Here is a 20711-nt window from a genome sequence, read left to right on the forward strand (position 1 = left end):
GACCCCCCCCAAACACCACCCCCCGCCGGCCCCCCCCCACACGACATGGCCGACAACATCGTCCACATCGTACTGGCCCGCCTGCCGGATGCACCGGCCGGCACCAAAGGCATTTCCCTGTTCATCGTTCCAAAGTTCATGCCGAACGCTGACGGCACCCTTGGTGCGCGTAACGCAGTGAACTGCGGTTCGCTGGAACACAAGATGGGCATCCACGGTAACGCCACCTGCGTGATGAACTTCGACGGCGCCACCGGTTTCCTGATCGGCCCGGCAAACAAAGGCCTGAACTGCATGTTCACCTTTATGAACACCGCTCGCCTGGGTACCGCGCTGCAAGGTCTGGCCCACGCCGAAATCGGTTTCCAGGGTGGCCTGAAATACGCTCGCGATCGTCTGCAAATGCGCTCCCTGACCGGCCCGAAAGCGCCGGATAAAGCGGCTGACCCGATCATCGTGCACCCTGACGTTCGCCGCATGCTGTTGACCATGAAGGCCTTCGCTGAAGGCAACCGCGCGATGGTGTACTTCACCGCCAAACAGGTCGACATCGTCAAATACGGCGTGGACGAAGAAGAGAAGAAGAAAGCCGACGCACTGCTGGCGTTCATGACGCCCATCGCCAAAGCGTTCATGACCGAAGTCGGTTTTGAATCGGCCAACCACGGTGTGCAGATCTACGGTGGCCACGGCTTCATCGCCGAGTGGGGCATGGAGCAGAACGTTCGCGACAGCCGCATTTCGATGCTGTACGAAGGCACCACCGGTATCCAGGCACTCGACCTGCTGGGCCGCAAAGTGCTGATGACTCAAGGCGAAGCCCTGAAAAGCTTCACCAAGATCGTCCACAAGTTCTGCCAGACCAACGAAGGCAACGAAGCCGTTAAGGAATTCGTCGAACCGCTGGCTGCACTGAACAAAGAGTGGGGCGAACTGACCATGAAGGTCGGTATGGCCGCCATGAAAGATCGCGAAGAAGTGGGCGCGGCTTCCGTGGACTACCTGATGTACTCCGGTTATGCCTGCCTGGCCTACTTCTGGGCTGACATGGCACGTCTGGCAGCCCAGAAGCTGGCAGAAGGCACTGGCGACGCAGCGTTCTACACCGCCAAGCTGCAAACCGCGCGCTTCTACTTCCAGCGCATCCTGCCGCGTACCCGTACCCACGTGGCTACCATGCTGTCGGGCGCCAACAACCTGATGGACATGAAAGAAGAAGATTTCGCGCTGGGCTACTAAGCCTTAACGCGGTCTGCACAGCCGCTGCTCCTTTCGGGGCAGCGGCTTTTTCTTGCCTGATGAAAAATTGTTTAAGCGATGAAAATTCCCCACTAAAACGCTAAGAAAAGACGATTTCCTGCCGTTAAAGAGGCTTCGATGTGACGCGCGTCACACCGCATGTGCTCAACTGCTCAAAATGCAGGCACAATGCCATCTTTTGCCGGGTCGGAGTTCTACCCTTTGCCGCGTTCTTCCGCTGTACGTCTCAGCCATTTCCTACCTTCACTGCTGTTGTTGCTCGCGGGGTTGGCGGCTGCGTACGTCAAAGACCTCAACGTGTTCTTCACGTCGCTGTTCAACGTTTTGCCGACTCTGGTGCTGCTGCTGGGCGGTGCCTACTGCGCGGTTTACCGACGTCAGCGCGAACTGTTTCTGATGCTCACGGTGTACATCGCCTACTTTTTGCTCGACACCCAGACCGATTATTACCGCGACAACGGCAAGGTGCGCGAAGACGCTGCCGTGGTGTTCCATCTGGTCTGCCTGCTGCTGCCGTTGTTGTTCGGTGTGTTCGCTGCCTGGCAAGAGCGTACGCATTTGTTTCAGGACATGGTCGCGCGGTTTGCCGTGTTATTGGCCTTCGGCAGCGTGGCGCTGGGGCTTGAGCAAAGTTACCCACAAGCGCTGCTGATGTGGCTTTCGGAAATCCGCTGGCCGGCGCTGCACGGCGCGTGGATGAGCCTGATCCAGTTGTCGTATCCGGTGTTCATCTCGGCCTTTGTGTTGCTGGCCTGGCAGTACTGGCGCAACCCGCGTCCGCTGCACGCGGCGCAACTGGTCGGGTTGCTCGGGGTGTTCTGGATGCTGCCGAAAACCTTCATCCTGCCATTCACCCTGAACATCATGTGCAGTCAGGTGATGTTGATGATTGCGGCGGCGGTGGCGCACGAGGCTTATCAAATGGCCTTTCGCGATGAACTGACCGGGCTGCCGGGCCGGCGCGCGCTCAACGAGCGCATGCAACGCCTTGGCCGTAATTACGTGCTGGCGATGAGCGACGTCGACCACTTCAAGAAATTCAACGACACCCACGGCCACGACGTCGGCGATCAGGTGCTGCGACTGGTCGCCAGTAAACTCTCCAAAATCAGCGGTGGCGGTAGGGCCTATCGCTACGGTGGTGAGGAATTCGCCCTGGTGTTTGCAGGCAAAACCCTTGAGGAATGCATGCCGCACCTGGAAGTCATCCGCGAGTCGATAGCCTCTTACAACATTCAACTGCGCAATCAGGAAAACCGCCCGCAGGACGATCAGCAAGGTCGTCAGCGTCGCGCCGGGTCCGGTGCGTCCAGTGTCTCGGTCACGGTCAGTATTGGCGTCGCTGAACGCGTCGAGCAGCGCAACCCCGAACAAGTGCTCAAGTCCGCGGACGAGGCGCTCTACAGCGCCAAGGGCGCGGGGCGTAACTGCGTGGTGGCGTTCGGACAGAACCGCCGTGGCGCGGTGCGCATGGACAGTGCCGCCGGTTGAGTGATGACGGCGCATTCAGCGTCTGGACAATGATTGTGGGGTAGGGTGGCCGGCAGTAGGTTGAAGAAATCTGCTGACGGAGAAGCCACCATGCCCGAGTACAAAGCTCCCCTGCGCGACATGCGCTTTCTGATCGACCACGTCTTCGACTTCCACGCCAACTACGCCGCCCTCGGCGCGCATGACGCCAGCCCGGACATGATCAACGCGATCCTTGAAGAGGGCGCGAAGTTCTGTGAGAACGTTCTGGCACCGCTCAACCGCAGCGGTGACGAAGAGGGCTGCCATTTCGACAACGGTGTGGTGACAACGCCTACAGGCTTCAAGCAGGCCTTCGCACAATATGTTGAGGGCGGCTGGCACGGTCTGGCGGCGGACCCGACTTATGGCGGCCAGGGCCTGCCAAGTTCACTGGGGCTGGTGATCAGTGAAATGGTCGGCTCCAGCAACACGTCCTGGGGCATGTACCCGGGGCTGACCCACGGCGCAATGTCAGCGATCCACGCCCACGGCACCGCCGAGCAGAAAGACACTTACCTGAGCAAACTCACCGCCGGCCAATGGACCGGCACCATGTGCCTGACCGAGGCCCATTGCGGCACTGATCTGGGCATCATCAAGACCCGTGCCGTGCCCCAGGCTGACGGCAGTTACGCGGTCACCGGCAGCAAGATTTTCATCTCTGCCGGCGAGCACGACATGAGCGACAACATCATCCATCTGGTATTGGCCAAACTGCCGGACGCGCCGGCGGGCACCAAGGGCATTTCGCTGTTCATCGTGCCGAAGTTCTTGCCGGATGCTGTGGGTGAGGCCGGTGAGCGCAACGGGGTGTCCTGCGGTTCGATCGAACACAAAATGGGCATCAAGGCTTCAGCCACCTGCGTGCTGAACTTCGACGGCGCCAAGGGCTTCCTGATCGGCGAGCCGAACAAGGGCCTGAACTGCATGTTCACCATGATGAACCACGCACGGCTTGGTACCGGCATGCAGGGGCTGTGTCTGGGCGAGGCGAGTTTCCAGGGTGCGATCAAATACGCCAATGACCGCTTGCAGATGCGCTCTCTGACCGGCGCCAAAGCCCCGGACAAAGCGGCCGACCCGATCATCGTCCACCCGGATGTGCGGCGCATGCTGTTGACCATGAAAGCCTTCAACGAAGGCAATCGTGCACTGACCTACTTCACCGCGCAGATGCTCGATGTCGCGCACCTGAGCGGCGATGCCCAAGCGCGTCAGGACGCCGAAGACCTGTTGGCGTTCCTCACGCCGATCTGCAAAGCGTTCATGACTGACACCGGGCTGGAAGTGACCAACCATGGCATGCAGGTGTTCGGCGGGCATGGGTTCATTCGTGAATGGGGCATGGAGCAGTTGGTTCGCGACTGCCGGATTGCGCCGATCTACGAGGGCACCAACGGCATTCAGGCGCTCGATCTGCTCGGGCGCAAGGTGCTTGGCAGTCAGGGCAAGCTGCTGCGTGGCTTCACTAAAATCGTCCACAAGTTCTGCGCGGCGAATGCCGAGCATGCGCAACTGGGCAGTTTTGTCGCTCAGCTCAACGAACTGAACCAGCAGTGGGGCGACCTGACCATGAAGGTCGGCATGGCGGCGATGAAGAACCCGGACGAAGTCGGTGCCGCCTCGGTGGACTATCTGATGTACAGCGGCTACATCATTCTCGGCTATCTATGGCTGCGCATGGCGCAGGTGGCGCAGGCGCAACTGGACGCGGGCGAGGGTGAGGCGGATTACCTTCGGGGGAAACTGGCAACGTGCGAGTTCTATTTCAAACGGCTATTGCCGCGCACGGCGGCGCATCGTGCGGCGGTCGAGGCGGGTAGCGATTGTCTGATGAAACTGCCGGCAGAGCTATTTGCGCTCTAAGCGCAAAAAAAAGATCGCCGCCTTCGTCGGCTTCTCCAGGGGATCGCGTTTACCTGGGTCGCTGGCGAAGGTGGCGGTCTTTTTTGTGGTGACTAAAAATAACAAATCAGTCACCGGTTGACCCTATGTGTCGCAAAAGTTGTTGAGGTACACTCAGCCTCAACGAAAGCACCATTCCACGAATCACCTGTTTAGATCTTGCGAGGTTTGCCATGGCTGACTACAAAGCGCCGCTGCGCGATATGCGCTTCGTCCTCAATGAAGTATTCGAAGTCGCCAAACTCTGGGCTGAGTTGCCGGCACTGGCAGAGACCGTTGATGCTGAAACGGTTGAAGCGATTCTCGAAGAGGCTGGCAAGGTCACCAGCAAAAGCATTGCGCCGCTGAGCCGTGCCGCTGACGAAGAAGGTTGTCACTGGGCCGACGGTGCCGTCACCACGCCCGCCGGTTTCCCACAGGCCTATCAGACTTACGCTGAAGGCGGCTGGGTCGGTGTTGGCGGTGATCCTCAATACGGTGGCATGGGCATGCCCAAAGCCGTGTCGGCCCAGGTCGAAGAAATGGTCAACTCCGCCAGCCTGTCCTTCGGTCTGTACCCGATGCTGACCGCCGGTGCTTGCCTGTCGATCAACGCCCATGCCAGCGAAGAGCTGAAAGCCGCGTACCTGCCAAACATGTACGCCGGCGTCTGGGCCGGTTCCATGTGCCTGACCGAGCCGCATGCCGGCACCGACCTGGGCATCATCCGCACCAAGGCCGAGCCGCAGGCCGATGGTTCCTACAAGGTCAGCGGCACCAAGATCTTCATCACCGGTGGCGAACACGACCTCACTGAAAACATCATCCACCTGGTGTTGGCCAAACTGCCGGACGCGCCGGCCGGTCCGAAAGGCATTTCGCTGTTCCTGGTGCCGAAGTTCATGGTCAATGCCGATGGCAGCCTGGGCGCGCGTAACCCGGCCAATTGCGGTTCGATCGAACACAAGATGGGCATTCAGGCGTCCGCGACCTGTGTGATGAACTTCGACGAAGCCGTCGGGTATCTGGTCGGCGAGCCGAACAAGGGCCTGGCCGCGATGTTCACCATGATGAACTACGAACGTCTGGGCGTCGGTATTCAAGGTCTGGCGACTGGCGAGCGCTCGTATCAGAACGCCGTTGAATACGCCCGTGACCGTCTGCAGAGCCGTTCGCCGACCGGCGCGCAGAACAAAGACAAGGTCGCTGACCCGATCATCGTCCACCCGGACGTGCGTCGCATGCTGCTGACCATGAAAGCCTCGAACGAAGGTGGGCGTGCGTTCTCCACCTACGTCGCGATGCAACTCGACACCGCCAAGTTCAGCGAAGACGCGACCACGCGCAAGCGTGCGGAAGATCTGGTCGCGTTGCTGACGCCGGTGGCCAAGGCATTCCTCACCGACCTAGGCCTGGAAACCACCGTACACGGCCAGCAGATTTTCGGCGGTCATGGCTACATTCGTGAATGGGGCCAGGAGCAACTGGTGCGTGACGTACGCATTACCCAAATCTACGAAGGCACCAACGGCATTCAGGCGCTGGACCTGGTCGGACGCAAGATCGTCGGTAGCGGCGGTGCGTTCTACAAACTGTTCGCTGACGAGATCCGCCATTTCACCGCAACCGCCAGTGCTGATCTGGGCGAATTCACCAAGCCGCTGAACGAGGCTGTCGACACCCTTGACGAGTTGACCGCATGGCTGCTGGATCGGGCAAAAAACAACCCGAACGAAATCGGCGCGGCGTCGGTCGAATATTTGCAAGCGTTTGGCTACACCGCTTACGCCTACATGTGGGCATTGATGGCCAAAGCCGCATTGGGCAAAGAAGCGCAGGAAGATTTCTATGCCAGCAAGCTCGGCACTGCACGCTTCTACTTCGCCCGTCTGCTGCCGCGTATTCATTCGTTGAGCGCGTCGGTAAAGGCTGGCAGCGAGTCGCTGTTCCTGCTGGAGGCGGCGCAATTCTGATGATGTAACGTCATGTAAGCATTTGCTTACGTGACGTGATGCTGTTCTCCCATAGGCGTAGATTGGATCCACAGCTAATCTACATTTCATGGACGTCGCGCAGGAAGCGCAAAGCAACAACACGGACACGTAGGATTCTGCCAGGGTGGCGGAGTGAAATGGATGTCAGGGAAACAGTCTGCAAAGCCCCGCTTCGGCGGGGTTTTCTTTTTCCCGCAGAAAAGTCTCAGGCCAAGGGGACCAGTGGCGATGCGCCTGTAAGCGGTCTCTCCTCACGCGCCATCACCTCTTCCAGCAATGTGCGCAATAGCGCCAAAGACGCCTGCTGACGTTGCACATCGCGACACACCAGCCCGACTTTCAATGGCACCCGAGGTTCGCTCAGCGGTTTCCACAGCAGGTCCTGATCGTGGTACTCCTTCTGAGAACGTCCCGGCAGCACCGTCGCCAGTTTGGTGTGCGGCAGACTGTCGAGAATCCCCACCATATTGTTCAGCTCGGCCTGTACCAGCGGGCGCCGTCCGAGGCTGGTCAGCTGTGCCTGCCAGATCTGACGAATCTGAAATTCTTCCCCCAGCAGCAACATTGGCAATTCGGCCGCTTGGCGCATCGATACTTTCTTGAATTCACGCAATGGATGATCCGCCGGGATGACCAGCGTCAGTTCATCTTCGTACAGCATCACGCCATGGAGGCCCGGTTGGCGCGGTGGTAGATAGCTGATGCCGATGTCCAGCGAACCATTGAGCAGGCGCCGTTCGATCTCCAGCCCGGTCAACTCATAGATTTGCACAACGAGATGCGGTTGGGCCTTGCGCACGCGTTCGAGCAGTTGCGGCACCAGGCCGGTGTGTACGGTTTGCAGCACACCAATCGCCAGCGTGCGCAACGCCTGACCCTTGAAGTTACCCAGCGCCTCGCGCGCCCGTTGCAAGCCATCGAGCAAGGGCTGCGCGTGGTTGTACAGCGTGTGCGCAGCCAGCGTCGGCAGCAGGCGTTTGCTGCTGCGTTCGAACAGGGTGACGTCGAGGTTCTGCTCAAGCTGGCGGATCTGCTGCGACAACGCCGGTTGCGAGATCGACAGCCGCTCAGCAGCCCGGCCGACATGGCCTTCTTCGTAGACCGCGACGAAATAACGCAGTTGTTTGAAATCCATAAGTAACACTTATCGAAAATGCTGGGAAATCGAAATGGCTCGAAGCCGTCAGTGGGCCTAGTCTACCCGCATTCACAAGGCTTACAGGGCCAGAAAGCGCGATGAATAACGTTCGCTTCGACAGTGTTTGCATAGGCAGTTCAAAAAACCCCAAGCGAGGTTTTTTTCAATGAATCTGTTCAGTTTGCGGCGCCAGACGCCAAGCCTTGATGACCTCTCATTCGAGGCCGCCCCGCCCGATACCGGCGAGCGCCTGATGCCGAGCGTCGAGCGACCACACCAGGTGTTCGTCCGGGGCCAGGGTTCTTGGCTGTGGGACAGCAACGACCGGGCTTATCTGGACTTTTCCCAGGCGGGCGGCGCCAACAGTCTCGGTCACAGTCCTTCAGCGCTGGTGAAAGCCATCACCAGTCAGGCTCAGGCGCTGATCAATTCTGGTTTCAACCTGCACAATCGCGGCATGCTCAGCCTTGTCGAACGCCTGTGCGCCAGCACCTCCAGCGATCGTGCTTATTTGCTCAACAGCGGCAGCGAAGCCTGTGAAGCGGCAATCAAACTGGCGCGCAAGTGGGGCCAACTGCATCGCGGTGGCGCCTCGCGGATCATCGTTGCGAAACAGGGCTGTCATGGCCGTAGTCTGGCGACGATTTCAGCGTCGGACAGTGGCAACCTGCACAACCGTTTCGCTCCGTTGCTGCCGGGTTTCGACCGCGTGCCGTTCAACGATTTGCCGGCCCTGCACGCGGCGGTCGATGCGCAGACCGTGGCCATCATGCTGGAGCCGATCCAGAGCGATGCCGGGGTGGTTGCGGCCACCGAGCATTACCTCAAAGGTGTTGAGCGTCTGTGCCGCGAGTTGGGCATTCTGCTGATTCTCGACGAAGTGCAGACCGGCATCGGCCGCTGCGGCACCTTGCTTGCCGAACAATCCTACGGCGTTCGTGCCGATATCGTCGTACTGGGCAAAGGTCTGGGTGGTGGCGTGCCATTGGCGGCGCTGCTGGCACGAGGCAAGGCTTGCTGTTTCGAACCCGGTGAACTGGGCGGCACCCATCACGGCAACGCGCTGATGACAGCGGCCGGTCTGGTGGTACTCGACAGCGTGCAGGACCGGGCCTTTCTTGAACAGGTCAAAGACAACGGCCAGCATCTGCGCGAAGGTCTTGCGCGTTTGGCTCATCGCTACGGCCATGGCGAGTTGCGTGGTCAAGGGTTGTTCTGGGGCCTCACCCTGTCGGACGATTCAGCCGAAGCTGTGGTCCAGGCCGCACGGCACGAAGGCCTGCTGCTCACCGCTGCGCAACCCGACTGCCTGCGCTTCACCCCGGCGCTCACTGTCAGCAAAGCCAACATCGACGAAATGCTCCTGCGCCTGGCCCGAGCCTTCTCCCGCGTGCTTGGCGCACAGATGCAATGCCGCAAAGGGATTGCCGTCTGATCCGAACTGTCTTACCCGAATTCAAGAACCGTCTCGCGGTATAACGCACGCCCTACGCCTGATTCTTTTGGCGTGGGGCGTTTTTTTGTACGCAGTAGTGGCAAACAGCAGTCAGATGCAGTGAACCCTGACGAACGGCAAAGGTCGATTAGCTTGTTTGGCTCAAATGAGCCAGCCCCCACTCAGGAGCTGCCCCATGGACTTTATTCGCATCATCATCGCTATTCTGTTACCGCCGCTGGGTGTGTTTCTGCAGGTCGGGTTTGGCGGGGCGTTCTGGTTGAACATTCTGCTGACGTTGTGCGGCTACATTCCCGGGATCGTGCATGCGGTTTACATCATCGCCAAGCGTTGAGTTCTGCGGCGTCAGGTAAATAGTCTTCGCGAGCAAGCCCGCTCCCGCACTGGATGTGTGTTGTTCACAAATCTCCTGTGGGAGCGGGCTTGCTCGCGAATGGGGCGACTCGATGGATGAAAGTGGGCGTGGATCTCAGTCCGCCAACATCACCCGCCGATAAAACGTCCACTCCTGCTCCAACGCATGCGCCTGATTGACTGCGCGGCGGAAGCCATGGTGCTCATCGACGTAGTAATGCGCCTCGACCGTAATGCCGTTGCGCTCCAGCGCCTGGGCCATGTCGCGGGTCTGTTGCGGCACTACGACAGCATCCAGTTCACCCTGGAAGAAAATCACCGGCACGCGGATGTTGCTTGCGTGCAGCAACGGCGTGCGGGCGGCGTAGCGTTCGGCGTCTTGCTCGGGATCGCCGATCAGCCAATCCAGATAATCCCCCTCGAACTTGTGCGTCGCTCTAGCCAACGCCACCGGATCGCTGACCCCATAAAGGCTGGCGCCGGCACGAAACACCTGATGAAACGCCAAGGCACAAAGCGTGGTGTAGCCGCCCGCGCTGCCGCCACGGATGAACGCACGTTCAGCGTCGATCAGCCCTTGTGCGGCGAGATACCCCACCACTGCGCAAGCATCTTCGACATCCACATCGCCCCAGCTCAGATGCAACGCCTGCCGATATTCGCGGCCATAACCGCTGCTGCCGCGATAGTTGAGGTCAGCGACGGCGAAGCCACGTTGCGTCCAGTACTGGATGCGCGGGTCAAGCATCGGGTAGCAGGCCGAGGTTGGGCCGCCATGGATGAACACCACCAGCGGCGGTTTCACTTCACCGCCCATGGCCGGATAAAAGAACCCGTGAGCCTCTCCCGAACCGCTGGGGTAACGCAGGGTTTGTGGACGGCTGATGCGTTCGGCGGGCAACGGTGCGACGCCACCGGCCAGCACTGTTACGTCGTGGGATGCGCGATCAATGGCGATCACCGCCGAAGGGCTGATCGGCGAGGCCGCGATGCAATAGATGAATTGCTGATCCAGTGCCAGATGACGCAAGCGGCTGTAGTCGCCGGTGAAGTCTTCACCGTCGAGCGTCAGACGACCGAAGCCGCCCTCACTCCAACTGCCCAGATACGAGTCGCCAACGGGTAACCAAGTACAGCCACCCAGTTGCCAAGGCGCGGGTGCATGATCGGCTTCGGCGCTTGGCAACGCTTGCAGACCATCGTCTGTTTCGCCCCACGGCTGCCAGAATCCGCCGCGATCAGTCAGACAAAACAAGCGGTTTTCGGTATTGAATCGCGGTTGCTGGATCGACTCCTCAACCCCGTCACCCGCCAGGCAACGTGGTGCTGAAAAGCCCCCGTCAGCCGAGCGCCCAGCCACCATCAACCGAGTCGAAGTCCACGGCTGATGGGGCCGGCTCCACTCGATCCACGCCAAACGCTGGCCATCCGGGCTGATGATCGGCGCGGCATAAAAGTCCGCGCCCTCGGCCAGCACATGACGCGTGCCGTCAGCCAGATCAATCGCGACCAAGCGATGCTGATCGTGGTGTTCTTCCACTGCCAAGACCCGACCCTGGGCAACATGCAGATCGCCGTAGCGACACTCACCCGACGTCAGCGCTTCAGGCTGACCATCCAGCGCCTGTCGATATAACTGCTGATCCGCCTCGCCGACGAAAACCACCCCGTCGGGTGTCAGGCAAAACGCGCCACCGCCATATTCGTACACGCGGCTGCGCACGCTGAAACCTTCGGGCGTCAGACATCTCGCCAGGCCATCGCGCCAATGCCAGATCCGGCACGCCGCGTTTTCGGGACGATATTCATTCCAGAACAAACCGTTGCTACCCAGTTGCAGTTCGGCGAAATCCATCCCGGCGGCGACGGCTTGAGCGGCGCTGAAAGGCTCAGCTTTTGGCGATGAGGCGTGAGTTTCGTTCATTGCGAAAGGCCAGTTGTTCGATGGTTTGAGTGGCGTGCTCGGCTTCTTCGCGGGCCTTGAGGATCACACCGTGATGTTCGGATTTGCTGCACACAGGGTCGGCATTGCTCGCGTCACCCGTGAGCATGAACGCCTGGCAGCGACAGCCGCCGAAGTCCTTTTCCTTCTCGTCGCAGGAGCGGCACGGCTCGGGCATCCAGTCGTACCCGCGAAAGCGGTTGAAGCCGAACGAGTCGTACCAGATGTGCTGCATGCTGTGGTCGCGCACGTTGGGAAATTGCACTGGCAGTTGTCGCGCGCCATGACAGGGCAGGGCAGTGCCGTCCGGAGTGACGGTCAGAAAGATGCTGCCCCAGCCATTCATGCAGGCTTTCGGGCGTTCTTCGTAATAGTCCGGGGTGACGAAAATCAGCTTGCACGGATGCCCTTCGGCCTCCAGCTTGGCGCGGTATTCGTTGGTGATACGTTCGGCGCGCACCAGTTGTTCCTGGGTCGGCAGCAGACCGACACGATTGAGCTGCGCCCAACCGTAGAACTGGCAGGTGGCAAGCTCGACGAAGTCTGCTTCCAGCGCGATGCACAGCTCGATGATGCGGTCGATCTTGTCGATGTTGTGCCGATGGGTGACAAAGTTGAGCACCATCGGATAGCCGTGGGCCTTCACCGCACGGGCCATTTCCAGCTTCTGTGCGAAAGCCTTTTTCGAGCCGGCGAGCAGATTGTTCACCTGCTCGTCGCTGGCCTGAAAACTGATCTGGATGTGATCGAGGCCAGCCTTCTTGAAGTCGCTGATTTTCTGCTCGGTGAGCCCAATGCCCGAGGTGATCAGGTTGGTGTAGAACCCAAGCTTGCGCGCCTCGCCGATCAGCTCGGCGAGATCCTGGCGCACCAGCGGTTCGCCACCGGAAAAACCCAATTGCGCCGCGCCCATTTCCCGCGCCTCGCCAAACACCTTGATCCACTGCTCGGTGCTCAGCTCTTTGCCCTGCTCGGCGAAATCCAGCGGATTGGAGCAGTACGGGCATTGCAGCGGGCAGCGGTAGGTCAGCTCGGCGAGCAGCCACAGCGGCAGGCCGATCTCAGGCTTGGGCGGTACTTGCACCGATGAATCAGGCAAGTTCGATCCAGTGCTGCGCACGGGCAACCTCCATGAATTGCTCGATGTCGTCACCGAGTTCGGGCACGCCGGGGAACTGCTCGTCGAGTTTGGCGATGATCGCCGCGACATCGCGTTCACCGTCGATCAAGCCGCCGATCAGCGCGGCGCTGTCGTTGAGTTTGATCATGCCTTCGGGGTACAGCAGCACATGGCCTTTCTGCGCCGGCTCGTACTGGAAACGGTAGCCGGGACGCCAGGTCGGGATCTTGCTGCGATCAAAACTCATAAGGTGATTCCTTTATGCCAGACCCGTTGCTCGGTCACGCTGTGATACGGCGGGCGGTTCAGTTCGTAAGCCATGCTCATGGCATCGAGCATGCTCCAAAGAATGTCCAGTTTGAACTGGAGAATTTCCAGCATGCGCTCCTGGCCCTCGCGGGTCTTGTAGTGCTCAAGGGTGATCGCCAGACCATGCTCGACATCGCGCCGCGCCTGGCCGAGGCGGGTGCGGAAATATTCGTAACCGGCCGGGTCGATCCACGGGTAATGTTGCGGCCAACTGTCGAGGCGCGATTGGTGGATCTGCGGTGCGAACAGTTCGGTCAGTGAACTGCTGGCGGCCTCCTGCCAACTGGCCCGGCGGGCGAAGTTGACGTAGGCGTCGACGGCGAAACGCACGCCGGGCAACACCAGTTCCTGGGAGCGCAGTTGATCCGGATCGAGGCCGACGGCTTGGCCCAAGCGCAACCACGCTTCGATACCACCGTCTTCACCGGGGGCGCCGTCGTGGTCGAGCAGGCGCTGAATCCACTCGCGGCGGATTTCGCGATCCGGGCAGTTGGCGAGGATGGCCGCGTCTTTCAGCGGAATATTCACCTGATAGTAGAAGCGGTTGGCAACCCAGCCCTGAATCTGTTCGCGGGTGGCGCGGCCCTGGTACATCGCCACGTGATACGGGTGATGGATGTGGTAGTAGGCGCCTTTGGCGCGCAGGGCCGCTTCGAATTCGGCGGGGGACATCGGTTGGTCGGTCATTGCGGTTCTCCGGGGAACAACCGTTGGGATCCTGGGTGTCTGGTCTGATGCCTTCGCGAGCAAGCCCGCTCCCACGTTGGAATGCAGTCTGCTTGTGGGCGCGGGCGTGCTCGCGAAGAGGCCGGTCGCTACAGCACAATACTCATGCCGTCATACGCCACTTCAACATCACGCCGCGCCAGTTCCGCGCGCTGCGGCGAATCCTCATCGAGAATCGGGTTGGTGTTGTTGATGTGGATAAGCACCTTGCGTTGCTCGGGAAGCTGTTCCAGCACTTCGAGCATGCCGCCAGGGCCGTTCTGCGCCAGATGGCCCATCTCGCGACCGGTGCGGGTGCCGACGCCACGGCGCTGCATTTCATCGTCGTCCCACATTGTGCCGTCGACCAACAGGCAATCGCTGCCCGCCATGATCTCGAGCAACGGCGCGTCAACCTTGCCCAGACCCGGGGCATAGAACAGTTTGCCGCCAGTCTTCAAGTCTTCGACGATCAGGCCGATGTTGTCGCCCGGATGCGGGTCGAAACGATGCGGCGAGTAGGGCGGTGCGGCGCTGCGCAATGGCAGCGGGGTGAAGCGCAGGTTCGGGCACGCGGCGACGGTGAAGCTTTGATCGAGTTCGATGCGGTTCCAGTTCAACCCGCCATTCCAGTGGGTGAGCATTTTGAACAACGGAAAACCCGTGCTTAGGTCTTCGTGAACCATGTCCGTGCACCAGACCTGATGCGGGCAGCCTTCGCGCAGGCTGAGCAGGCCAGTGGTGTGGTCGATCTGGCTGTCCATCAGGATGATCGCGCTGATCCCGGTGTCGCGCAGCGCACGGCCCGGTTGCATCGGAGCGAAGCTCTGCAACTGGGCGCGGATGTCTGGCGAGGCGTTGCACAACACCCAGTTCACGCCGTCATCGGAAATGGCGATGGACGATTGGGTGCGGGCCTTGGCATTCAGGCTGCCGTCGCGAAAGCCTGCACAGTTGACGCAGTTGCAGTTCCACTGCGGAAAACCGCCACCGGCGGCCGAACCCAGAATCTGGACGAACATGAACGCTCCATCATTTCAACGCTGAAAATAAAACGCCTCGGCGAGCCGAGGCGTTGCACTGCAATTCTGACGAGGCAGAACTCAGCGGCTGGCGAAGTACATGGTGACTTCGAAGCCGATACGCAGGTCGGTATAAGCCGGTTTTGTCCAGGACATCAGGTGACTCCTTCATTGAAAGGGCGGGTGGGATAGCGCTATCCATAGGTATAGTCCACGGCAGCGCAGGGACGTTCCAAATAGTTAGGCGGCTATGTTACTCAAAATTTCAGAGGGATTGTCCGTGAATCTTTGAGAAAGCTCCTTGCAGCCTCGGTAATGATCATTTTCCCGCTTGCCAGGGGGCGCCCGGTATCGGGCCGTTGGCGAGGCAGTGCCAGCCGCCTTCGGCAGCGGTCAACCGTTGCGCAGCGGCCAGCAATGTCGGTCGACTCAGTTGGCCGATTGCCGCGACCAGTTGCTCCAGATAATCCGACGGGTGGCCGGCGAGTTTGGCCTGCCAGAGCAGTTCGGCAGCGTCCTTGAAAGGCAGATGGGTGCTGTCGAACTGATCCGCCAGGCGCTGGCGCTGTTGGTCGAGACAGGCCTCGTCGGTGGATTCGATCAATGCGCACATGCCTTCAAGGAATTGCTGAATGTGGCCGAGCAATTCTGTAGTCGTGGCGTTTGGTGATTGCACGCCGAACAGCAACCCGACCTTTCCATGGATTTGCCGCAGTGCACTGAACACGGCGTAACCCAACTGCAACTCGCCCCGCAGGCGTTGATAGAACGGCGTCTGGCAAAGCTGTGCGAGCAAGCGCCATGCGGCTTCGTCGGCGATGTCGCGCCCGGCGGTCGGGCAGAACAGCAACAAGGCGTGTTCGCTGGATGCTGTCTCGATGGGGTGCCACAAATGTTGTGTGGTGAGCGCTGTCGGTGCCGGCAACTGATTGTCCGGTATGCCGGGAATACGGCTCAGGGCCAGGCCCATTGCCGATTGGGTCTGTGGATGAAGGCCCAACGCCAGGCCATCCCAGCGAGAAGTTGTCCACAGGTGTTTGGCGTCATCGCAGGTGTTCGCGGGTTGCAGACAATGCTCCGGGAGTGCCTTGAGCAGTTGGCGGATCGGTATCAACGCCGCTTGCGCCTCACCCGGCAGGGAATCGGCGTCAACTTGCGTCAGACATTTCAGCGCGTGCTCAAGGACGCTGGGCATGGGCTCTTGCAGCCCGGTCAGTTTCAACAGCCATTGATTGCCGCCCATGCTGAGCGATAACTCGACCCCGGCCTGACGCGCATCATCCTGAGTTGCTCGCAGACTGCGCAGCAGCCTCGATTGCAGAGCTGCAGAGGCCGCCGCCTCCAGTTGCCAGCGCAGATAAATCGCCCCGTCATCACCGTTGTCCGGCAAGGCCTGACTCAATTGCATTGGCGAACGTTCGCGACGCCCGCGTGAGCGATCCTGAGCAAACGTGCGCAGGCCTCGGTGGGCGCTGGTTTGTCCGCGGATCAGTCCGGCGTTGGCCAGCGGCTCGTTGGCCCGCAGGAAAGGATTGGCGGCGGGCAGGTGCCAGTGGTGACTGAAGTTATCCACCGTGCCCATTTCACGCAGCATTCGTTTCAGCGCGCTCGCGCCCGATTCCGACAAACCGCTTTCGAGTTGCTCGCTGTCGAGCCGCGCCAGTGGCAACGCAGCGCTGACTTGTTGTTGACGCGCAAGCACGGCGGCGTATTCCTTGCGCAGCGGCGCCCAATCCTGTTGCGCGAAGAAGCTCAGCCAGTCGCGCGCGTGTTCGCCAATGGCACCCAGCGATTCGGCGGGTGCATTGAACGCCAGATGCAGCAAGGCCTGCCCGGCAAAGTGATACAGCGGCACTGCGTGCAGGCCGTCAGCCAGAGCCTGTGCCCGCAAGTACGCCAGCAATCCACCTGGTTTGGCGCTGTTGAGCCAATGGCAGAGAAACGCCATCGCCTCAGCCGACGACTCGGGCAAAGTGTCGAACGCAAACAGCAGATTGCAGCGCTGTTCACCGACCTGTTGATAACTGCTCACCGCCAGCGGCAGGCTCACGGCTTGCGCAACGTGATCCCCGGCCGGCAACGTCGCCGCAAACTGCACGGCCAGTGCGCGCAATTGTTCAAGGCTCTGCGGCCCCACCAGGCTCAATGTCATTTGCCCGGTGCGATAAAACCGCTGGTGGAAATCCTTCAACGCCTCTTGAAACGCCGGCTGCTCCACTTGCAGGCTGGCCCGATTCCCCGCATGAAACCCGCGCAAGGGATGCTCGGCTGGCAAACCTTGGTACAACGCAAGATCCTGCTGCGCCGCAGGATCTTGCGACCAAGCGATAAATTCCGCCTGCAGCACTTCCCGTTCCCGCAACTGATCGTCCAGATTCATACGCGGATGGGCGAGCATGTCTGACAGACGCTCAAGCCCGCCGCTGAACGATTGCGTTGGCAACTCAAAGAAAAAGTCAGTCGTACGCTCGTCAGTGCTGGCATTCACCTGCCCGCCGTGACCTTGCACGTAGGCCATCAACCCTTCGCTCGCAGGAAAACGCTCAGTGCCGAGGAACAGCAAATGCTCAAGAAAATGCGCCAGCCCCGGCCACGCCAAGGGCACGTCATGGCTGCCGGCAGCCACCCGTAACGCGGCGGCACTGCGCTTCAAACCGGGCGCATGACGCAGGGTTACGCGCAAGCCGTTGGCCAGGGTTTCGGTGTGGGGGCGGGGGGGAGTCGGCGCAGGCATGGGCACTTCCAGAACAGTGAAGTGCCAATGCTAGCGGATTAGCGCTGGTTCAGCGCGCCGTAAAGCTCGGGGCGGCGATCGCTGAGGTAGTGATTGGCGGCGCGGGAGTCGATCATCAACTGCCGATCCAGTTCGCCGACGATCAAGGCCTCATCCAGACCGGCCTGAGCCCTGCGGCTGCCGTCCGGCGCGGCGATGCTGCTTTGCCCGCAATAGTGAATGTCACCTTCATGGCCGCAGTAGTTGGCGTAAGCCACGTAGCACTGGTTCTCGAAGGCACGCGAGCGGACAGTGACGTCAGCGACGAAATCGAACGGAATCATGTTCGCCGTCGGCACCAGAATCAGTTCGGCGCCTGCCAGGGCCAGACGCCGGGCGTTTTCCGGGAATTCCAGGTCGTAACAGATCAGGAAACCGAGCTTCCAGCCATTGAGTTCAACCACGGGAAACGCGTCTTCGCCAGGACTGAACATCGAGCGATCGAGATCACCGAACAGGTGTGTCTTGCGGTAATTGCACAGGCGTTCGCCTTGGGCGTCGATCATCTGCACAGCGTTGTAGATCTGCCCGTCGGCAGTGCGCTCGGGATATCCGTACACAATCGCAAGGCCGGCAGCCTTGGCGATCCGGCCGATCTGTTGCGCCCATTCACCGTTGTAGACCTCGGCCAATGTACTGACCGCCTCGGCGCCGATGTTGTAGCCAGTCATGAACATCTCCGGCAGCACCAACAGATCGGCGCCTTTGGCCTCCATCGCCAATCGATGCAGGCGTTGCAGGTTGGCGGCGGGGTCCAGTGGCAGCGGTGGACATTGGTAAAGGGCTACACGCATCAGGGATTCCTCTTACTCAGGCAGGGCGATAGGGCCGATGTCTTTGAACACATCACCCGGGCCCGGGTTCTCTTTATGTGTAGAACCGCCGAAATGGTTCATGATCCCCCACACCGCGTTGAGCGAAGTCTGCACCGCGCCTTCGACCCAGGCCGGCGTCCACGACACGTCGTCACCGGCGATGAAAATCCCGCGCTGTTCGGCTGGCATGTCGTCCTGCATGAAGTGCGCGTACATGCGCTGGTTGTAGCGATAGTGGCCGGGCAGGGCGCCTTTGAATGCACCGAGGAAATGCGGATCGGCTTCCCACGACACCGTGATCGGATCGCCGATGATCCGCGCGGCGATGTCGACTTTCGGGTAGATCTTTTTCAACGCGTTCAACGCCAGTTCCACACGCTTTTCCACAGGGTGCGGCAGCATCTTCAAGGCGTCGCTCATCCACGAGTACGACAGGCAGATCACGCCCGGTTTGTCGTCGCCGTTGTCGAACAGATAGGTACCACGGGTCAGGCGATCGGTGAGGGTCATGCTCATCAGGTCTCGCCCGGTTTGCGGGTCCTTGTCCTTCCAGAACGGCCGATCGACCATCACGAACGTTTTCGACGATTGCATGTAGCGGGTGCGGTCGAGCGCCATCCACATCTTTTGCGAGAACAGGGTTTCGTCGCATTCGATCTGCGTGGTCAGCAGCCAGCTCTGGCAAGTGGTCAGCACGGCGGCGTATTCGCGGGTGTCACCGTTGTTGTCGGTGACGGCGAAACGGCCATCGGGCGCATGGGCAATTTTCTTCACGCCTGAACGTGGCGCGCCACGGTGCAGGGACTTCAGGCTGGTGCCTTCAGGCCAGTGCACGCAGCGCTGTGGCACATGGCGCCAGATACCCTGCGGCACTTGTTCAACGCCGCCGACCACCAAATGTTGGTGATCGTCGCAGTTGGTCATCACCACCCGGAAGATTTCCAGCATCGAATTGGGAAAGTCAGAATCCCAGCCGCCGGTGCCGAAACCAACCTGACCGAACACTTCGCGGTGATGGAACGATAACTTGGCGAACGCCTCGGACGTGGCGACGAAATCGTAGAAGGTGCGGTCATCCCACAGCGGCACCAGAGTGTTCCACAGCTCTTTGAGGCGCGGCACATCACGGTCGCGAATGGCTTGCTGGATATCGGCGAACTGTGATCCCGCCTCCAATGCATCGGCCCAAGCGTCAGCCACTTCCTGAAACAGGGCAGGAAGATCCTTCAGGCTTTGTGCGTAATGGGTTTTGCCTTCCAGGTCGATCACGGTGCTGCCGGAGGCGGGCGTCAACGGGTTGGGGAAGGGCTTGGTTTCGAGACCGAGTTTGTCGACGTAGTGATAGAACGCAGTGGAGGACACCGGGAAACGCATGCCACCGAGTTCGGCGACGATACCGTCAGTGCCGTTGAACGCTTGCGAGCGCAGGCGGCCGCCCAGCTTCGAGGCCTCGTAAACCACCGGTTTGAGGCCAAGCTTCATCAGCTCATAAGCCGCCACCAGACCTGCGATGCCGGCGCCGACGATCGCCACTTCAGCGCCGTGGTGATGCTCGGGAATGCTGCCCAGGCCGGCCGGGTGTTCGATCCAGTCATCGAAGGCGAACGGAAAGTCCGGACCGAAAATGGTGATTGGCTTCTTACCGTCTGCAGGATGGCGATTGTTCTTGTTCATGGCTGACCTTGCTGGCGACCCGACGCTGGATGCGCGTCTGAGTATAGGAAAAGATGCCAGCCATTCTAGGGAGCCTGGGACACGTTAATAAGACGCAAAGTGTCGTCGTTTTGCCAGTTTATCGATCAAAGTGACGAGCCAGTGCTACACACCGCACTGTGGGAACCAGCCTGCTGGCGATGAGGCTCTCTCAGCCACCCGCGATTAAACCGGCTGTCCCCGATCAATCTTGCTACTCAAGATGATCGACGTGGTGGTCTTCTCAACCCCATCCACACTGCCAATCTGATCCAGCAGTTGATCCAGTTGCTCCGGCGAATCCGTGCGCAACCACGCCACATAATCAAATTCGCCGCTTACCGCACACAACTGCTGCACCTGCGCCATCGCACTCAACCGGCGCAACACCTCTTTACCGGAGCGCGGCTGCACCTTGATCCCGACATACGCCTGCAACCCGCCATCGACCACGCGTTGCCCCAAACGCACACCATAACCGGTGATCACTTTGGCCTTTTCCAGGCGTGCCAGCCTTGAAGTCACGGTGGTGCGCGCAATGCCCAACTGCCGGGCGAGCATGGCTACGCTTTCGCGGGCGTTGATTTGCAGAGCGGCGATCAACTGGCGGTCGATTTCATCAAGCGCGGGTGGGCGGGTGTCGGGCAAGGGGGGCTCCATGGGGCGCTGGTTGGTTGGCCTGCGCATGTTACAGGCTCCGCGGGTTGGATATGGATATCAGCGTGTTTAGCATCG

The 20711-nt window shown here is 60.3% G+C and carries 17 protein-coding genes; 6 read left to right on the forward strand and 11 right to left on the reverse strand.

Going from position 1 to position 20711, the window contains the following annotated elements:
* From ACIOWA_RS12735 to ACIOWA_RS12750, 4 genes are all read left to right on the forward strand, one after another.
* Nucleotides 1–1239 (forward strand): phenylacyl-CoA dehydrogenase (locus ACIOWA_RS12735; protein WP_401160090.1); only part of this gene is annotated, 1239 nt, incomplete at its 5' end.
* A gap of 222 nt (nucleotides 1240–1461) precedes the next feature.
* Entirely contained in the window at nucleotides 1462–2751 is a 1290-nt protein-coding gene (locus tag ACIOWA_RS12740) for a GGDEF domain-containing protein (RefSeq protein WP_221731125.1), read from the forward strand.
* 90 nt (nucleotides 2752–2841) lie between these two features.
* Nucleotides 2842–4638, forward strand: a complete 1797-nt coding sequence (locus ACIOWA_RS12745) for an acyl-CoA dehydrogenase C-terminal domain-containing protein (protein ID WP_401160092.1) — start codon at nucleotides 2842–2844, stop codon at nucleotides 4636–4638.
* Between the two features lie 212 nt (nucleotides 4639–4850).
* The gene (locus tag ACIOWA_RS12750) at nucleotides 4851–6629 is read left to right on the forward strand and encodes an acyl-CoA dehydrogenase C-terminal domain-containing protein (protein ID WP_339430229.1); all 1779 of its coding nucleotides are present in this window, start codon (nucleotides 4851–4853) and stop codon (nucleotides 6627–6629) included.
* A 226-nt stretch (nucleotides 6630–6855) separates the two neighbouring features.
* On the opposite strand, the gene ACIOWA_RS12755 is transcribed toward ACIOWA_RS12750, so the two are convergent.
* Nucleotides 6856–7785: a LysR family transcriptional regulator gene (locus ACIOWA_RS12755; RefSeq protein ID WP_401160094.1), complete on the reverse strand. Its 930-nt coding sequence runs from the start codon at nucleotides 7783–7785 to the stop codon at nucleotides 6856–6858.
* Between the two features lie 169 nt (nucleotides 7786–7954).
* On the opposite strand from ACIOWA_RS12755, the gene ACIOWA_RS12760 reads away from it, so the two are divergent.
* Both ACIOWA_RS12760 and ACIOWA_RS12765 read left to right on the forward strand, forming a co-directional pair.
* Nucleotides 7955–9223, forward strand: coding sequence for an aminotransferase class III-fold pyridoxal phosphate-dependent enzyme (locus ACIOWA_RS12760; RefSeq protein WP_339495676.1), 1269 nt, complete (start codon nucleotides 7955–7957; stop codon nucleotides 9221–9223).
* Nucleotides 9224–9419: 196 nt separating this feature from the next.
* Nucleotides 9420–9578, forward strand: coding sequence for a YqaE/Pmp3 family membrane protein (locus ACIOWA_RS12765; RefSeq protein WP_003228885.1), 159 nt, complete (start codon nucleotides 9420–9422; stop codon nucleotides 9576–9578).
* A gap of 135 nt (nucleotides 9579–9713) precedes the next feature.
* Here the strand turns inward: ACIOWA_RS12765 and ACIOWA_RS12770 are convergent, their stop codons facing one another.
* From ACIOWA_RS12770 to ACIOWA_RS12815, 10 genes are all read right to left on the reverse strand, one after another.
* Nucleotides 9714–11522 (reverse strand): prolyl oligopeptidase family serine peptidase, encoded by a 1809-nt coding sequence (locus ACIOWA_RS12770; protein ID WP_401160097.1) that lies wholly within the window; start codon nucleotides 11520–11522, stop codon nucleotides 9714–9716.
* The gene (pqqE, locus tag ACIOWA_RS12775; RefSeq protein WP_401160105.1) at nucleotides 11488–12624 is read right to left on the reverse strand and encodes a pyrroloquinoline quinone biosynthesis protein PqqE; all 1137 of its coding nucleotides are present in this window, start codon (nucleotides 12622–12624) and stop codon (nucleotides 11488–11490) included. The genes ACIOWA_RS12770 and pqqE overlap by 35 nt, the downstream gene beginning before the upstream one ends.
* 7 nt (nucleotides 12625–12631) lie before the next feature.
* Nucleotides 12632–12907 carry a pyrroloquinoline quinone biosynthesis peptide chaperone PqqD gene (gene pqqD / locus ACIOWA_RS12780; RefSeq protein WP_041070005.1) on the reverse strand — a complete coding sequence of 92 codons (276 nt, stop codon included), beginning with the start codon at nucleotides 12905–12907 and terminating at the stop codon, nucleotides 12632–12634.
* Nucleotides 12904–13656 (reverse strand): pyrroloquinoline-quinone synthase PqqC, encoded by a 753-nt coding sequence (pqqC, locus tag ACIOWA_RS12785; protein ID WP_100846463.1) that lies wholly within the window; start codon nucleotides 13654–13656, stop codon nucleotides 12904–12906. Before pqqC ends, pqqD begins: the two co-directional genes overlap by 4 nt.
* Before the next feature lie 128 nt (nucleotides 13657–13784).
* The gene (pqqB, locus tag ACIOWA_RS12790) at nucleotides 13785–14696 is read right to left on the reverse strand and encodes a pyrroloquinoline quinone biosynthesis protein PqqB (protein ID WP_339430224.1); all 912 of its coding nucleotides are present in this window, start codon (nucleotides 14694–14696) and stop codon (nucleotides 13785–13787) included.
* An 81-nt stretch (nucleotides 14697–14777) separates the two neighbouring features.
* Nucleotides 14778–14852: a pyrroloquinoline quinone precursor peptide PqqA gene (gene pqqA, locus ACIOWA_RS12795; protein WP_003422658.1), complete on the reverse strand. Its 75-nt coding sequence runs from the start codon at nucleotides 14850–14852 to the stop codon at nucleotides 14778–14780.
* Nucleotides 14853–15015: 163 nt separating this feature from the next.
* Nucleotides 15016–17430, reverse strand: a complete 2415-nt coding sequence (gene pqqF, locus ACIOWA_RS12800; RefSeq protein WP_401160100.1) for a pyrroloquinoline quinone biosynthesis protein PqqF — start codon at nucleotides 17428–17430, stop codon at nucleotides 15016–15018.
* A 38-nt stretch (nucleotides 17431–17468) separates the two neighbouring features.
* Nucleotides 17469–18263, reverse strand: coding sequence for a carbon-nitrogen hydrolase family protein (locus ACIOWA_RS12805; protein WP_339430222.1), 795 nt, complete (start codon nucleotides 18261–18263; stop codon nucleotides 17469–17471).
* A gap of 12 nt (nucleotides 18264–18275) precedes the next feature.
* Nucleotides 18276–19958, reverse strand: coding sequence for an NAD(P)/FAD-dependent oxidoreductase (locus ACIOWA_RS12810; RefSeq protein ID WP_339464440.1), 1683 nt, complete (start codon nucleotides 19956–19958; stop codon nucleotides 18276–18278).
* A gap of 204 nt (nucleotides 19959–20162) precedes the next feature.
* Complete coding sequence (locus ACIOWA_RS12815) at nucleotides 20163–20624, reverse strand: Lrp/AsnC family transcriptional regulator (protein WP_007966501.1); 462 nt, start codon at nucleotides 20622–20624, stop codon at nucleotides 20163–20165.
* Between the last annotated feature and the right edge of the window lie 87 nt (nucleotides 20625–20711).

Origin of the sequence: Pseudomonas sp. NPDC087614 (genome assembly GCF_044743485.1) — a bacterium.
Lineage (GTDB): Bacteria > Pseudomonadota > Gammaproteobacteria > Pseudomonadales > Pseudomonadaceae > Aquipseudomonas > Aquipseudomonas baetica_A.